The following is a 14287-nucleotide window of genomic DNA, read 5'->3' on the forward strand; positions in this document are numbered from 1 at the left end:
CCATCGGTCAATGAGATAAGTTTAACGTGGTTTAAATTCGCGTGAAACGTGACGCTTCTGTTGATGCAGAAGCGATCAGTGCAACGCGGGAGACCTGCGGGAACAAGAACCTATGAAAGCGAGCCAGCGCGCGCTTTCGGCGTTGCCGTGCGCGAGGCACGGTCCGCGAAGGCGCTGGCGCAGGAGGTGCTGGCGGAACAGGCGGGTATCGCGCGATCGCACATGGGCAAGATCGAGCGCGGCGAGCACATGCCCACGCTAGTGTTGATCCTGCGGATCGCGAAGGGGCTGGGTTGCTCGGCCGCGGCACTGATGGCTGCGACCGAGGCGCAACTGTCCGAAAAACAGGAAGACGCTGTCTAGGTCGGCGTTGCGTCTCTCACCTACAACGAGGTAGTACGCAGGCGCCGCATTGCCGTCAGTGATTACCTATTGATAGACGGGATGGCGACGGCACAGATCCGCCACCTGCTGTCTTACTCGATCCCGCACGGCAATTAATCCAACACCACCGGTTTCCAATGCATCCAGCACGTCGCACAACCAGCCGGCCAGTTCCTCGCACTCGGCCACGCCGAAGCCGCGCGTGGTCACGGCGGGCGTGCCGATGCGCACGCCAGAGGTCACAAACGGCGAACGCGGGTCGCCCGGCACGCTGTTCTTGTTGGTGGTGATCCAGGCATCGGCCAGCGCCGCGTCCGCATCCTTACCGGTGTAGGGCCTGGCGGACAGGTCGATCAGCATCAGGTGATTGTCGGTACCGCCCGAAACGATTTTGTGGCCGCGCTGCTGGATCACGGCGGCCATGGCGCGAGCGTTCGCCACCACCTGGCGCTGGTAGGCCTTGAATGCAGGTTGCAGCGCCTCCTTGAACGCCACCGCCTTGGCGGCGATAACATGCATCAGCGGCCCGCCCTGGACGCCGGGGAATACGGCGGAGTCGAGCTTTCTGTAAAGGCCCTCGTCCTGCCCTTTCGAGAGAATGATACCGCCACGCGGGCCGCGCAGGGTCTTATGGGTGGTGCTGGTGACCACGTGAGCGTGGGGCAACGGGTCAGGATACTCGCCTGCCGCCACCAGGCCGGCGACATGGGCCATGTCCACCCAGAAGATGGCACCCGCCCTGTCGGCGATGGCGCGCATGCGTGCCCAGTCCTTGTGCCGCGAATAGGCGGAGAAGCCGCCGATCAGGAGTTTCGGCCGTGCCTGCATCGCGATGCGCTCCATCTCGTCGTAGTCAATCAGCCCGGTTAGGGGGTCGAGTCCATAAGGCACGATCTTGTAATGGCGGCCGGAGAAGTTGGATGGGTTACCGTGGGTCAGGTGGCCACCCTGAGCCAAGTTCATCCCCATCACGGTATCGCCGGGGTTGGCCAGCGCCAGAAACACGGCTGCGTTGGCCTGGGCGCCGGCATGGGGCTGGACGTTGGCCCAATCACAGTCGAATAGCACCTTGAGCCGCTCGATGGCTAAGCGTTCGGCCACGTCCACATGCTCGCAGCCGCTGTAGTAGCGCTTGCCTGGGTAACCCTCGGCGTACTTGTTGGTGAACACCGAATTCTGGATGGCCATCACCAAAGGGCTCGCGTAGTTCTCGGAGGCGATCAGTTCGACATGATCCTCCTGACGGCGCGCTTCGTGGTGGACTGCCAGGGCAAGTTCCGGGTCGAAATCGGCGAGGGCAACAGAAGTGTCATACATGGTGTGCGTCCTGGTCGGGCGGATAGCGGTTGGGGTTGGACGTCATACGGTGATGTCCATCGGCTGAGCCGGAACAGACCAAACCTCGCAATCAACCAGGTCCGATGAAAGCAGGCGCGCTACACGCACCACGATGTCGTCAATCTGACGCTCGTCGCAAACGAATGGTGGCAATAGCCTGATCACGGTGTCTCGGGTCACGGTGATGAGCAGGCGCTGCTCAGCCAGCGCGCGCCCAACTAGTTCCTTGCAGGGCCGGTCCAGTTCGATACCCACCATCAGTCCCAGGCCGCGAATGGCGAGGACGTGCGGGTGACCTGCCAGCGCCTTGCGCAGGCCCACCAGCAAGCGAGCGCCCAGCACCATGGCGCGCTCGGGCATCCTGTCACGGGCCATGATGTCGAGGACGGTGCAGGCCACCCGGCAAGCCAGCGGATTGCCGCCGAAGGTCGAGCCGTGCTGGCCCGGCGAGAACAGGTCTGCCGCAATACCGCGCGCCAGGCACGCGCCGATGGGAAAGCCATTGCCCAGCGCTTTCGCCAGGGTCACCACATCCGGTGAGATGCCCGCGTGCGCGTATCCGAACCACGCGCCGGTGCGCCCCATGCCGGCCTGGATCTCGTCGAGCATCAGCAACCAGTCCCTCTGGTCGCACAAAGCGCGCAGTTCGCGCAAGTATTCGGCACTGGCCACCCGAATGCCACCCTCGCCCTGTACAGATTCGATCAACACCGCCACGATGTCCGGGGATTGTTCTGCCGCCTGGCGTACCGCGCTGATATCACCGTAGGGAGCACGCAGAAAGCCAGGCAGCAACGGCCCGAAACCCTGCTGGTTGGCCGCGTTGTCCGTGGCGGCGAGCGTGGCCAGCGTGCGGCCATGGAAGGCGTTGCCCATGACTAGGATCTGCGGTCGTGCCACCTGCCTGCGATGGGCATGCAGCCTGGCCAGCTTGAGGGCGGTTTCGTTGGCTTCCGCACCCGAGTTGCAGAAGAAGGCGCTTTCCATCCCGGTCAGCGCACACAGGCGTTCCCCCAACTGCTCCTGCCAGTCGATGCGGAACACGTTGGAAGTGTGCAGCAGCGCCCCGGCCTGTTCGGCGATGACGGCCGCGATTTCCGGGTGGGCATGACCCAGGCTGGTAACCGCGACACCGGCAATGGCATCTAGGTACTCCACGCCCTGCTCGTCCCAGAGCCGCGCGCCGTTACCGCGCACGAATGAGACAGGTTGGCGGGCGTAGGCGCGCATCAGGTGAGGGGCGGTCGTCTGCATGGGAGATTCCTCGAATTCGGCACGGTTGGCGTAACCGTCAGTCCGTGTGTTGAAAGCCTCGGTCATCACTTCACCCTCTCGTTTGCAGGCGTAGGCGTAATGACCGATGTACGTACCCGCAGCAGCACCCGCCCGTTGAGCACAGCATGCGCCGCCAGCCCTAGCACCAACCCCCAGAACGCCCCGCCAATGCCCAGCAAGGTGATGTTGGCGGCGGCCGCCAGAAACGTGATCAGTGAGGCTTCCCGGGTCTTGGCATCGGACATGGCGGTGGCTAGGCTGCCGCCGATCGTCCCCAGCAGGGCCAGGCCCGCCAGCGTGGTGATGAAGGTCGCCGGGAAGGCCATGAAGACCGCGGCCAGCGTCACCCCGAACACGCCGATCAGAACGTAGAACACCCCAGCGGCCATCCCCGCGATCCAACGCTTGGACGGGTCTTCGTGTGCCTCCCGGCCCGTGCAGATGGCGGCGGTGATCGCCGCGATGTTGAAGGCGTGCGAACCGAACGGCGCCATCAGCAGCGAACCCAGGCCCGTGATGGTCACGATGGGGTTGGCGCTGGTCTTGAAGCCGTCATTGCGCAATACCAGCATGCCCGGCATGTACTGCCCGGTCAGGGTAATGAGGAACAGCGGCAACGCCACGCTCAACAAGGCGTTGAGCGAGAACGCGGGCATGGTGAACACCGGCGCGGCCAGTTTCAGGCTCAGTCCCGACAGATCGACGCGGCCCTGCGCCAGCAGGAATACCAATCCCAGCACCAGGATGCCCACCACCGCATAGCGCGCGGAAAAGCGCTTGAACACCAGATAGGCGGCGATCAGCAGTCCCGCCAGCAGCGGATCGACGCTCAAGCCGCCGAAGGCGCCAGTGCCGAATTGCAGCAGGATGCCGGCCAGCAGCCCGGCAGCCACGCCTGGCGGTATCAAACGGATAACGCGCTCGAACCAACCCGACAGGCCCAGCAGCACAAAGGCGGCAGCCGAGATCAGGTATGCCCCGACGGCCTCGGCATAAGGTGTGGTTGCCAGTGCTGTGACCAGAAACGCCGCTGCCGGCGTGGACCAGGCGGTGATGATCGGTTCGCGGGATACCCAGCTCAAAATGATGCCTGTCACGCCCACGCCAATGGAAATCGACCACACCCACGAGGCCGTCAGCTCCGGGCTCAGGCCCGCGACCTTGGCTGCCTGGAACACCAGGATGAAAGTGCCGCCATAGTTAACGATGACCGAAATCAGTCCGGCCATGACGGGATGGGTGAGATCGTTCCAACGAACGGGCGAAGCTGAAGGGTCCGACGACATCATCTGAAGTGGGTTCCTGGCATGGGGACGAAAAGACCATGAGACGATAGACTTTTAATGGCATGATGTTCCCCACCAATTTTCAGATGAAGTACCTGCCAATTGTTCAGACATGCCCAACTTGAATCCGTCAAAGCCTGGCTCGGCGACCCCGCGCACGGCGCCTTGCCCCTGCATGCACGGGTACAGCGGGCCATTCGCCAGTTGATCCTGGATGGCGCGCTCGATGTAGGCCGCCCCCTGCCCGCGTCGCGCGCGTTGGCGAAGTCGCTGGGGGTGTCCCGCGACACGGTGGAGTCGGCCTATGGCCAGTTGCACGCCGAAGGTTTCATTGAGCGGCGGGTCGGCAGTGGCAGCTTCGTGTCCGAGCAGGCCCGGTGGCTGCCCGGGCGCGGCAGACCACGGCGCACGAGCGTGGATCGCAAGGCACCCCTGCGCCTGAGCCGGCGCGGCGATGCCATGCTCCAGGGCGGCGGCGTGCGCGACTTCCTGATGTCGCGCCCCTTCGCGCCCGGCGTGCCGGAGACGCGCAGCTTTCCGCTGCCAACCTGGGAGCGCTTGCAGCGGCAGGTGTTGAAGGAGTACGGCACCCTGGCGCTACTGCACAGCCCACCGCAGGGCATGGAGCCGTTGCGACGCGCCATTGCCGCCTACGTCAACCTCGAACGAGGCGCGCAGGCCACACCCGAGCGCGTGCTGGTGCTGACCAGTTCCCAACAGGCCATGACCCTGTGCGCCACCGTGCTGCTCGATGCTGGCGAGCGCATCTTCATCGAAGACCCCGTGTACCACGGGGCGCGCAAGGCATTTGACGCCGCCGGGTTGGATTGCGTGCCCGTGCCGATGGATGACCAAGGCATGCAGATAGCGCACCTGCTGGCAAAGGCGCAGACCCCTTGCAATGCCGCCCGGGCGGTGTTCCTGACGCCCTCGCACCAGTTCCCAACCGGGGCTACGCTGGCGTTGGACCGGCGCCTGGCCGTCATCGAATGGGCCCGCCAGCACCAGGCTTGGATCATCGAGGACGACTACGACAGCGAATTCCACTACGAAGGCAAGCCCACCGCATGCGTACAGGGGCTCGACCCCCACGGCCGCACGATCTACATCGGCACCTTCACCAAGTCGCTGTTCCCCGGCCTGCGCATCGGCTACATGGTGCTGCCGGAGGCTCTGGTGTCGCCCATGACCGTGGCCCGCACCCTGCTGGATGGGCACAGCGCACCGATCCCGCAGCTCACCCTGGCTCGCTTCATCGAGGGTGGGCATTTCGGAGCCCATGTGCGAACCATGCGGGCCGTCTATGCGGAACGCCGCGATGTGCTGGCGCAGCTGGTGCGCCAGCACCTGGCCGACTTCGTGGAGCCCAGGGTGCCCGCTGGCGGGATGCAGATGCCTTGCGTGTTCATCCGCGACATTCCCGAGCGCGAGGCGGTGGAATCGGCACGGCGGGTCGGCATCGACCTGCTGGGGCTGACCGCGCTGCATGCATCGCGCCGCCATGCATCGGGCAGGGATGGGGCCGGTTTCCTCATGGGATTTGCTGCCCATGCACCCCATGAACTGGAGATCGCTGTCAAGAAGCTGGCAAGCGTGCTGCGTGCGCTGTGTCGCCGATCACCATGAGGCGCGCTGGCGCCTTTCGTGCTGCTAGCTCCGCGTCAGGGACAGGTAGGGGTTGTCCGGCGGGACTTCCGCGAACAATGTCGAAGGCGTCGCCAACAGATAGCCGTGCAACCGCCGCGACTTGCGCGGCCCGGTGACTTCGCAGGTCCAGATGTTCAGGCCGCTGTCCTGTTTGCGGTGCAGTCCCAGCTTCTCGAAGCGCTTCTGCACCCATTGCCAGTCGTGCAGATTGTCCTGCCGGGCCAGCACCTGGATCTCCGGATGTTCCTGCACGTAGCGCTGGAAAACGCCGGGGCTGACCAGGTACGCCGTCCCATCGACGGTATGCACCAATGCCTTCGCATCGTTGATGATGAGCTTGCGCGATTCGATGCCGTGCTTGAGCCAGGCGATGAAGTTTTCCCCGGACGGCGTGGCCCTCGCGGGAGCCGGCATGGCGGCAGGACTGGTCGGCGCCAAATGAGCCACTGCCACAGGTGCGGCGGCGGATGGTGATGGTGGTTCCGCGCTGGCGGACGATGCACTGGTGGTGGCTGCGTCGGACGCATCGAGCACCGACAGCAGATCGGAGACCGGGTCCGCGATCCCGGCCTGGCAATCCGCTACCCCAGGGGACGGTGAGGTGGCCGGGATGCCGGCGGAGGCCGGCGCTGCCTCATCGCCAGGGAGGGCCTCTTCCGTCGTGACCGTGCCCGCGAACGGTGCGGGACGCTCGCCCGACTCCCAGATCAAGGCCGGCGACAGGCGCAGGAAGGTAAAGCTGTGCGACCAGCCGGTGCCGCTCGTGACGGTGGCCCGCCAGATCGCCTTCCCATCCGGGGCGGGCTGCACGATCCCATGGTCCTGGAGCACCGTGAAGACGGCGGTGTTGTTCGATGGAATGCCTTCGATGCCCTGCGACAGGAGGTGCGCGCGCAGCTTGTCGCTGACCGTCTTGCTGACGAGCCAGAGTGCCTCCGGGGTCAGCCATCCATCCGACGGGCCGCCGGGCTGGTTCAGCTTGAATTCCTCGCGCAGCAGGTAGCGCAGGCCATCCAGCAGCTTGCGCTGCAACGCATGCTTCGGCGCCGCCATCGCCCTGGCCGGATCACCGCCGAGCGCCAGGGCCACCGATGCCTGGTCAGCCTTGACGACCAGCTCTCCAAGCGTGCCGGCATGCTCGTACTGGCCCGCCAGCACGTACAGCAGCGCCGACCACAGGTCCTGGTAGTCGCTCAGCCAGTCGAGGATGCCGGCATCGAGCACACGGGTGTAGAGCAGTCCCGTGGCGGCGCCATGCAGCCGGTACTCGCGATCCGTCCGGTAACGAAAGCGGTACGGCTGCCGCAGCGGCCCGTGCCAGGGGTGCCAGACCAGGCCATCGGCCTGCTCGACGTGCAGGTCGACCGCGATCTTGCCAATGTCGTGCAGCAACGCGGCGTAGGCGGTCCCGGCGGTCCAGGCCTCGGCTTGCGCGGCCTGGGCCTCGGGCGAGGCGCCGGCCGGAAGCAAGTGGGACTGCCTCAGTTTGAGCGCGTAGGCCACGATCTCCAGGCCGTGGTCCAGCATGCCGCCCGGCCATGCATGGTGATACGCCTCCGAGGCCGGGAACTGCTGGACCAGCTCGGCGTAGCGCTCCAGCGGCGCGAGGTACAGCGAGCGGAACTGCCGACGCGACAGCGAGGTGCGCTGCCAGATGTGTTCCAGCAGCCGCTGCCGGCGCGGCTCCGCCAGCAGCGCTGCGGCCGACTGCGGTGGCGTCAGCCCTTTGGCAGGCTCGGCAGGAGGTGGCGCGGCGGCGGTGGCCAGCGGCACCCGTTTGCGCTGGAACAGCGAAAGCATGGCGACATCCTGGTGATGGGCTGGCCGGAGGAGCCTTTTGGCCTTTTCGGGTAGGGCCTTTCCCCTTGAGGCCATTCCCTTGCTCCATCCCCAGCCCTTTGGCCTTCGACAAGCCCTTTGATATAGGGGCAGTCGGCTTCGTGTGCCGCAATCAATGCGGAGCCGGTGCGCTCCAGGATCGAGCGGAACAGGCACTGTGTTTTCACCAGATCAGTCCGTTTCAACCGGCGCTGAAAGCGCAGCAGGCCCTGAAACCCCTGCGCCCGAAGGCATGCTTGTCGAGAATGAAGTAAGGAAGTAAGATTTCCTTTGAAACTTATGGAGGCCTCCCATGCTTGCCAAGCTCACATCGAAAAATCAGATCACGCTGCCCAAGGCGGCCGTGTCCGGCGTGGATGCGGCGGAGTACTTCGACGTCACCGTCGAGGGCGGCCGGATCATCCTGACGCCGGTGCGGGTCCAGAAGGCCCAGGCCGTGCGCGAGAAGCTGGAGCAACTCGGGATCACCGAGCAGGACGTTGAGGATGCCGTGGCCTGGGCACGGCAGTGATGCGCAGGGTCGTCCTCGACACCAACATCGTGCTGTCGGCGCTGATCTTCAGTGCCGGACGCCTGGCCTGGATACGCCACGCCTGGCAGCACCAGCAGTTGCAGCCGCTGGTCTGCCGGGAGACGGCCAGTGAACTCCTGCGCGTCCTGGCCTATCCCAAGTTCAAGCTGTCGACCTCGGAACAGCAGGAGTTGCTGGCGGACTTTCTGCCCTACGCCGATGTGGTGGAACTGCCTGCGCCATGGCCAGACCTGCCGGTCTGCCGCGACAAGAAGGACCAGGTGTTCCTGGTGCTCGCGCATGTCGGCAAGGCGGATGCGTTGATCACGGGGGATGCGGACATTCTCGCCATGCGAGAGGACTTTCCCGGCTTGATCATGACCGCCGAAGCATTCGCGGCGCGGCAGGCATGAAGGAAACCGGCACGGCCTTGCCCAACGACCGTGGAACGACCATGAGGTAGCCAACCATGAAGCACACCGCACGCATGACCACCGCAGCGCGACTCGGCCGCTGGCTGGGCGGTGTATGGGGCGGTTGCCTGCGCGCGGAGCGTCGGGTGCATCAATGGCTGATGGCGCAAGGACTGCCGGCGGGCGGTGCAGCGGTGCTGATCTGGGGAGTCAAGCTGGCGACCCTCGGCGTGTTGCTGTATGTCTCGGTCTGGGCGGCGCTGTTGCTGGTCGCTCTCGCTGTGGCAGCCAGGATGGCGGAGCAAGCGCCGCAAGGTGACGATGATTTCCTCGGACGCAAGGCCGAAGAGCTGGATCATCGCGAAAGCCTTGCCTACGACCCCATCAACTACAGCGATGACCCAGATCCACGATTCGAAGACGATTGAACCGGCGGTTGGAGCTATTTCTGCTTGGCCGCACCGATCATCAAGCCGCCGCCCCTGCCACCGGCTTGTCCGGCATCCCGCGTGCCAGTACTCAATCCTTGAAGCACGTTGCCTGCACGGATACCAGCCCAGGCCAATGCCGCCACCCAGAACGTGGGCAAGATCAAGAACATCGTGGCCATCACGAAGTTCAACAGCATGTCTCCGAAGGTGTTGTTGAGGCCCACCAGCGGATCGAAGTTCGTGTGCGGCCGGTTCCAGCCCCACCCCCAGCCGTAGAGCGCATCCAGGATCGTCGAGTCGATCCAGCGGGCGAGCTGAAACCAGAATTCGGTGAAGAACAGCGCGAACTGCACCACGCTCACCGTGACCATGGTCTTGAGGTCATAGGTGCCGATTAGCAGCACCAGCGGGATGCAGATGACCAGCGCCATCTTGAGCAGGGACAGCACCATCGGCAGCGCCTGCCGCATCACGTCCATCGCCGGGAAATAGCCCAGTGATCCGACGGTCAGCCCCACGTCGCTGGCGGCACGAGTGACGATGTTGGGCAGCGTCATGTCGATCTGGCCACCGTAGTCCGTGTAGACCGCCCCCTGGTTGAGCTTCTGCTGGCGAGGGCTTGCGATAGCGCGGATCACCGAGTCGTTGACCTCGGCCTGGCTCAGGAAGCCTGCCCAGCCCGCCAATCGCGTCAGCAGGTTGGGATCGACCTGGGCCAGCAGTCGTGCCCGCAGGCCATGGCCGCCGTCGGACCACCACTGCCGGCAGGTCGGGTAGCCGCCCCCGCCGGGCACCTGGGCCAGCCCAGCGTCGCGCGTGGCGTCGAACGGCCAAGCATCGCGCGGTGTCCTGGAGCGGTAGCTGTCGTAGAAGCCGGCGGTGCCGACGAAGTAGCTGGAGCCGATCCAGGTGACGTCGTGCATCTGCTCCTCGCTCAGGCTGGGCCGGGTCATGAACAGCTTGGCGCGGGCGGGGCCATAGCAGTCGCGGGTAAAGTCGCTGACCTCCTGGGCCAGCACCGGATCGTCGATGCGGGTCGCGTCGATGTCCATGCGGATCTGCCGCAGGTCGGTGCCGCAGGGAATGGCCGCGACCGAGGCGCCGGTGATAGCGCGCGAGATCGCGTGCATGGCGAACCACCACACCGGCACCTTCGCCGACTGGTTGTTGATTGTGCTGAACGATTGCGACCAGCCGGTATCGGTCGGCTCCGGGACGCTTACCTGACATTGGGTCGAACGCGACCGGTCGTAGCGGATGGTGTTGAGATCGACGTCGATGAAGGGGATGCCCGCGAACATGATCACCACGATGGCGACGAAGACGCGGTTCTCGATGCGAGCCGAGGACAGCACGCCCTTGTTGCCTTCGTCCGCGCCTTCCGCGCGGGCCTTCAACCATTCCTGGATGACGATCGCCAGGAACGGGACGGCGAACATGCCGCTGGCGGCCAGCACCGACCAGATGCCGTTGTGGACTACCCAGGACACCAGTGTCAGGTAGTACTCCAGGTAGTCGGTGGTGTACAGCGTCATGGCGAACCTCGCGCTACCGTGCCTGCGTCAGCAGGCTGGCTTCCAGCACGATCACGGCGACGATGGCCGCAACCTCCGCGCGCAGCAGCCGCTGCCCGGCGGCGCCCTCCGGTTCCCGCGCGCGCAGGCGACGGCGCATCCAGAGCCAACCCCAGGCGGTGGCGGCGTACAGCAATAGCCGCCAGGCCAGGAAGGCCCCGGATTGCGCCGCCATCCAGCGCTGCCAGCCCTCGATGCCGCCCGCAATGCGGATGCCGACCACATTGACGGCGGTCGCGGCGATCAGCAGCGACACCGCCCACACCAGCACCAGGATGGCACGCCGGCTGGACAGCCAGCGCAGGCACCGCCCCACGGTATTCATGGATGGCTTCCGCCAGACGGCGGCCGCTGCAGTTCATCGACCCGATTGCGCACCGGGTCACCCTCGTAGATGCCACGCGCACCGGCGGCGCGGGTGCTGTGGCGCTGGATGATCGCCATCGGCGAGTTGCTGGCCAGTTCGCGGCGCAGTTCCAGCTCTGCCTTCAGGTTGTGAATCTCACGATCGAGGATGTCGCTTTCGTGGGTGACGGCCTTTTGGGCCAGTTCGTTGGCGGCCACGTTGGGCTCCTTGCGCCCGGTCAGCAGCGTGCGTTGCAGCAGCAGCGCCTTCTCCAGCACGCTGGCCAGCGCAACCTCCGAGGCCAGGCGCCGAGCCAGGATGTCCTGGTCCGTCTCGTCGCGCAGCGCCTCGATCACGCCACGGGTGATGGGCAGCGACGCGCTACTCGCAGCCTGCAGGTTCTGCGCCGTGGTCGGACGGCTGCCGGCGACCAGCTCCTGCAGGGCCTGCAGCTTGTCCTCGTATTCCTCCTGAATCAGCGGGGTCAGGCCAACGCCCGGCGTGGTGACGGTCTTGGTGCATGCATCGCAGGTGCGCTGCTCCTGCTCCCCCAGCACGCGAATGGCCCAGGCCGCCGCGGCATCGGGCGAACTCCAGGTCTGGCATGCCAGGTTGCCGCCGCAACTGGCTTGCGGAATCGAACTGGCATCGCCGACGCCACGGCCGTTGAGCAGGTTGTAGCCGGCACGGGTCACGTCGCCGACCACACGCACCGGACGTTGGCCCGCGCCGCCGGCGTTGTCTCCGCCGACCCACGGAACGCCGTTGTTGCCACGGTTCGCCTCGGCGTCGTCGATCGCCGAGACCGCATCGGTGCTCGCGACCGCCTGCTTCAGCGCCATGCCTTCGGCGAGTTGGTCCCAGCCGAGTTGCCCACCCGCCATGTCGGCCATGCGGTTGGCGATGGCACGGCAGGTCAGCTTGCTGCGATCGAAGTCCAGCCTGGCTTGCAGCACCCCATTGGTCAACAGGTTGTACAGCCCTGGATCGGCGCGCTGGATGATCAAGGCGGGCAGCGACGCCACGGCAGCGGTGGCGTTCTGGATCACCGAGGACATGATGGCCTGGAAGCCGTTGGTGATGCCGTTCAACTGGTTCTGCAGCGTGGTTGTGATGCTCATGTCGCCACAGATCAGGTTGCTGTTCCAGCCGACGCCAACGCCGATGGAGTGCATGTTGGCCGCACCGCTCATGGATACCGCGCGGCCGCCCCCAATGCTGTAGAGCACGTCATCGCCGATCACGCTGCCCTGATGCTGGACGCCGTACTCATTGATGCTGGTCTGCGCCCCGGCGCTGGAGCAGCACAGTGCTGCGATGACGGCCAATGCGAGAGACGTGAGGCGTCGGGTATTCGGGAGCGGAGACGTCATGGCATCGGGCCTCACTGGAAATCGACGCTGCCGAGGAACACCTGGCCGCGGCGCTGGCAGCAGCTATAGGGGCGCCACAATGCCCAGGCGTAGCCGCCCTGCCGCGCCTGCACCTTGGCATTGCTATGGGGGAATACCGCGCAACTGCTGGACAGCGTGGGGGTCAGCTCCTGCCACTTGCCCGTGGCGGCATCGGTTTCCATCAGGGCGCCGGCCGGCCAGTAGCCATCGCGCGAACTGGCGAGCAGCGGCTGGTACACGTGGATCTGGTTGCGGCGTGTCACGATGTCACCCGCGCGCTGGGCGACCACGGCCGCGGCCTTGTGGTCATCCACCTGGTGCAGGAAGCCGCCACGCGGATAGACGTTGCCCCAGAGATTCAGGCCCGTGCGCGTGCCGATCTCGCGCCGACCGGGAATCAGTGCTTCCGGATACAGCGCCTCGGGGATGTTGTAGCGCCATGCCAGCGTGTCGAGCGTGCTCAGCAGATAGGGCATGAAGGCGGTGCCGGCACCCTCGCAGGTGTAGCCGGAGGCGCTGGCGAACTGGCTGAACATATGGCCGCCGGGATGGCCGATGACGTCGGCGTTCTTGAACTTCGCCAGGTTGTTCTCGTGATCCTCGTTGGTGGTGCCGTCGCCACCGGCCTTCGCGGTCGGGTTCGGCAGGCTCATCGCCCGCACCTCGACCCAAGGGTTCTCGCCGGTGTTCGAGTAGCTCGATACCACGGCATCCGGAATGTAGTGGCGCACCTTGACCGAGGTGCGCACGGTGCAACCCGTCCAGGTGCAATAGAGCCAGTAGCAGATGCCGTTGACGCGGTATTCCATGCAATCCGGCGACAGGGTGGAGGCCACGATGGTGGCGGTGTTCAGTGCGAAGGACGATGCGGAACACCCCAGCAGCAGCGCTGCGACGGCCAACCGCTGGCGCCGGGATGGCGCGAACGGACGCCTCGTCATGGCTGCGTCCTCCGGTATTGGTCGATGCGGGCAACCGCACGGGCCACGTCCGTCTCGCCATAGACCACGTATCGGCGATCCACCAAGATGGCCGGAACCTTGGTGACGCCAAGGCTCCAGGCGTCGGCAATGCCCTGGTAGGCGGTGCCGATCCTGCGCTGCAGGTCCGTACCGCCCTGCTTCAGGCGCTGCTGGACGATGGCGCTGGCGCGCTCTGAATCGGAGGGTAGGTTGGCGGCCAGGTCAGCTTCAAGCACCGCGGCAGCGTCCAGGATGACGTGTCGGTCAGCCTGGCCAAGGACCGAGTGGTGGGAGTCGGTAACGACCCATACTTCCGCAGCAGCCGCTCGGGTGGCCAACGCCAGGATAGCAATGCCCGCAGCGAGCCATGCTGAGCGAGCACGGGCGGCTTGAGGAGCAGCGCGAGGGTCCATGAGACAACACCGGAGGGAAGCCAATCCGGTGACAGTCGAACCGAAACCAGGCCTCGACGCGACAAACAAAGCGGAGACCACCTTGCCCCGTTTTCACCATCCCTGTCCGCCCCGACTCGCTGATCGGACCTGCGCGCTTGCCAAAAGCTGACTGTGTGCAGTGGATGGGTATGGGCCAATCCGGTCTCGTGGCCAAGCTGTTCACACCGGACGCCGACGTGGCTTGACTGCTGACCGAGATTGATCTCGGCGATGACAATGACCACGCATTTGGTCTTTGCGATCTGGGCCTGGGACGCCGGAAATCGGCTGGGTCAGTCTGGGCGAACTGGCGACGGTGCTCGGCCGGCTGGGCCTGCCGATCGAACGCGACCCGTGGTTCCGTGCCGAGGAGCGATTGAGCGCCTGTGCGCGCGATGAGCGGCTGGCCGGGCGGATCGTTGTTTGACGCGGCCATTGGATCGTCGCAAGGCG

General features: G+C 65.5%; 14 protein-coding genes and 1 pseudogene. 6 read left to right on the plus strand and 9 right to left on the minus strand.

All coding sequences use genetic code 11. The annotated features are described in order from the left end of the window. Nucleotides 1-63: 63 nt before the first annotated feature. Nucleotides 64-363: a helix-turn-helix domain-containing protein gene (locus H149_RS0108710; protein WP_024889555.1), complete on the plus strand. Its 300-nt coding sequence runs from the start codon at nt 64-66 to the stop codon at nt 361-363. 66 nt (nt 364-429) lie between these two features. Here H149_RS0108710 and glyA read toward each other — a convergent pair whose 3' ends face one another. The 3 genes from glyA to H149_RS0108725 all read right to left on the minus strand — a co-directional run bounded on the left by glyA (nt 430) and on the right by H149_RS0108725 (nt 4283). Next, nucleotides 430-1701, minus strand: coding sequence for a serine hydroxymethyltransferase (gene glyA / locus H149_RS0108715; RefSeq protein WP_020649362.1), 1272 nt, complete (start codon nt 1699-1701; stop codon nt 430-432). A 42-nt stretch (nt 1702-1743) separates the two neighbouring features. After that, nucleotides 1744-2976 carry an aspartate aminotransferase family protein gene (locus tag H149_RS20330; RefSeq protein ID WP_039748486.1) on the minus strand — a complete coding sequence of 411 codons (1233 nt, stop codon included), beginning with the start codon at nt 2974-2976 and terminating at the stop codon, nt 1744-1746. 65 nt (nt 2977-3041) lie between these two features. Next, on the minus strand, nt 3042-4283 hold the full coding sequence (locus H149_RS0108725) for a benzoate/H(+) symporter BenE family transporter (RefSeq protein ID WP_026353009.1): 1242 nt from the start codon (nt 4281-4283) through the stop codon (nt 3042-3044). Between the two features lie 102 nt (nt 4284-4385). On the opposite strand from H149_RS0108725, the gene pdxR reads away from it, so the two are divergent. Next, nucleotides 4386-5909, plus strand: a complete 1524-nt coding sequence (gene pdxR, locus H149_RS0108730) for a MocR-like pyridoxine biosynthesis transcription factor PdxR (protein ID WP_026353010.1) — start codon at nt 4386-4388, stop codon at nt 5907-5909. A 24-nt stretch (nt 5910-5933) separates the two neighbouring features. On the opposite strand, the gene mobH is transcribed toward pdxR, so the two are convergent. Further along, nucleotides 5934-7730, minus strand: a complete 1797-nt coding sequence (mobH, locus tag H149_RS0108735) for a MobH family relaxase (RefSeq protein ID WP_020649366.1) — start codon at nt 7728-7730, stop codon at nt 5934-5936. A 331-nt stretch (nt 7731-8061) separates the two neighbouring features. Here mobH and H149_RS0108740 point away from each other — a divergent pair, with 331 nt between their 5' ends. From H149_RS0108740 to H149_RS0108750, 3 genes are read left to right on the plus strand one after another with little or no spacing between them, the layout of a single operon-like run. Further along, nucleotides 8062-8280, plus strand: coding sequence for an AbrB/MazE/SpoVT family DNA-binding domain-containing protein (locus H149_RS0108740; protein WP_020649367.1), 219 nt, complete (start codon nt 8062-8064; stop codon nt 8278-8280). Beyond that, nucleotides 8280-8693 (plus strand): putative toxin-antitoxin system toxin component, PIN family, encoded by a 414-nt coding sequence (locus H149_RS0108745; protein WP_020649368.1) that lies wholly within the window; start codon nt 8280-8282, stop codon nt 8691-8693. Before H149_RS0108740 ends, H149_RS0108745 begins: the two co-directional genes overlap by 1 nt. Before the next feature lie 56 nt (nt 8694-8749). Then, nucleotides 8750-9121 carry a DUF3742 family protein gene (locus tag H149_RS0108750; protein WP_024889561.1) on the plus strand — a complete coding sequence of 124 codons (372 nt, stop codon included), beginning with the start codon at nt 8750-8752 and terminating at the stop codon, nt 9119-9121. A gap of 14 nt (nt 9122-9135) precedes the next feature. On the opposite strand, the gene H149_RS0108755 is transcribed toward H149_RS0108750, so the two are convergent. The 5 genes from H149_RS0108755 to H149_RS0108775 are packed head-to-tail and all read right to left on the minus strand — an operon-like array spanning nt 9136 to nt 13813. Beyond that, nucleotides 9136-10659: a conjugal transfer protein TraG N-terminal domain-containing protein gene (locus H149_RS0108755; protein WP_020649370.1), complete on the minus strand. Its 1524-nt coding sequence runs from the start codon at nt 10657-10659 to the stop codon at nt 9136-9138. A 13-nt stretch (nt 10660-10672) separates the two neighbouring features. Next, nucleotides 10673-11023 carry a hypothetical protein gene (locus H149_RS0108760; RefSeq protein WP_009463266.1) on the minus strand — a complete coding sequence of 117 codons (351 nt, stop codon included), beginning with the start codon at nt 11021-11023 and terminating at the stop codon, nt 10673-10675. Further along, nucleotides 11020-12417 (minus strand): integrating conjugative element protein, encoded by a 1398-nt coding sequence (locus H149_RS0108765; RefSeq protein ID WP_026353011.1) that lies wholly within the window; start codon nt 12415-12417, stop codon nt 11020-11022. The genes H149_RS0108760 and H149_RS0108765 overlap by 4 nt, the downstream gene beginning before the upstream one ends. 11 nt (nt 12418-12428) lie before the next feature. After that, the gene (locus tag H149_RS0108770; protein ID WP_026353012.1) at nt 12429-13379 is read right to left on the minus strand and encodes a TIGR03756 family integrating conjugative element protein; all 951 of its coding nucleotides are present in this window, start codon (nt 13377-13379) and stop codon (nt 12429-12431) included. Continuing rightward, nucleotides 13376-13813: a TIGR03757 family integrating conjugative element protein gene (locus tag H149_RS0108775; protein ID WP_039748494.1), complete on the minus strand. Its 438-nt coding sequence runs from the start codon at nt 13811-13813 to the stop codon at nt 13376-13378. Before H149_RS0108775 ends, H149_RS0108770 begins: the two co-directional genes overlap by 4 nt. Nucleotides 13814-14001: 188 nt before the next feature. On the opposite strand from H149_RS0108775, the pseudogene H149_RS22680 reads away from it, so the two are divergent. After that, nucleotides 14002-14261: pseudogene (locus H149_RS22680) on the plus strand (DUF2958 domain-containing protein); the annotation flags it as partial. Between the last annotated feature and the right edge of the window lie 26 nt (nt 14262-14287).

This window comes from Solimonas variicoloris DSM 15731 (assembly GCF_000382285.1).
In the GTDB taxonomy this organism is placed as follows: Bacteria; Pseudomonadota; Gammaproteobacteria; order Nevskiales; family Nevskiaceae; genus Solimonas; species Solimonas variicoloris.

Coding starts and splice junctions, on each gene's coding strand:
- mobH (WP_020649366.1), bottom strand. CDS start 7,730: ATGCTTTCGCTGTTCCAGCGCAAACGGGTGCCGCTGGCCACCGCCGCC.
- H149_RS0108770 (WP_026353012.1), bottom strand. CDS start 13,379: ATGACGAGGCGTCCGTTCGCGCCATCCCGGCGCCAGCGGTTGGCCGTC.
- H149_RS0108775 (WP_039748494.1), bottom strand. CDS start 13,813: ATGGACCCTCGCGCTGCTCCTCAAGCCGCCCGTGCTCGCTCAGCATGG.
- H149_RS0108760 (WP_009463266.1), bottom strand. CDS start 11,023: ATGAATACCGTGGGGCGGTGCCTGCGCTGGCTGTCCAGCCGGCGTGCC.
- H149_RS0108755 (WP_020649370.1), bottom strand. CDS start 10,659: ATGACGCTGTACACCACCGACTACCTGGAGTACTACCTGACACTGGTG.
- H149_RS0108740 (WP_020649367.1), top strand. CDS start 8,062: ATGCTTGCCAAGCTCACATCGAAAAATCAGATCACGCTGCCCAAGGCG.
- H149_RS0108745 (WP_020649368.1), top strand. CDS start 8,280: ATGCGCAGGGTCGTCCTCGACACCAACATCGTGCTGTCGGCGCTGATC.
- H149_RS0108750 (WP_024889561.1), top strand. CDS start 8,750: ATGAAGCACACCGCACGCATGACCACCGCAGCGCGACTCGGCCGCTGG.
- glyA (WP_020649362.1), bottom strand. CDS start 1,701: ATGTATGACACTTCTGTTGCCCTCGCCGATTTCGACCCGGAACTTGCC.
- H149_RS0108765 (WP_026353011.1), bottom strand. CDS start 12,417: ATGACGTCTCCGCTCCCGAATACCCGACGCCTCACGTCTCTCGCATTG.
- H149_RS0108710 (WP_024889555.1), top strand. CDS start 64: ATGCAGAAGCGATCAGTGCAACGCGGGAGACCTGCGGGAACAAGAACC.
- H149_RS20330 (WP_039748486.1), bottom strand. CDS start 2,976: ATGCAGACGACCGCCCCTCACCTGATGCGCGCCTACGCCCGCCAACCT.
- H149_RS0108725 (WP_026353009.1), bottom strand. CDS start 4,283: ATGTCGTCGGACCCTTCAGCTTCGCCCGTTCGTTGGAACGATCTCACC.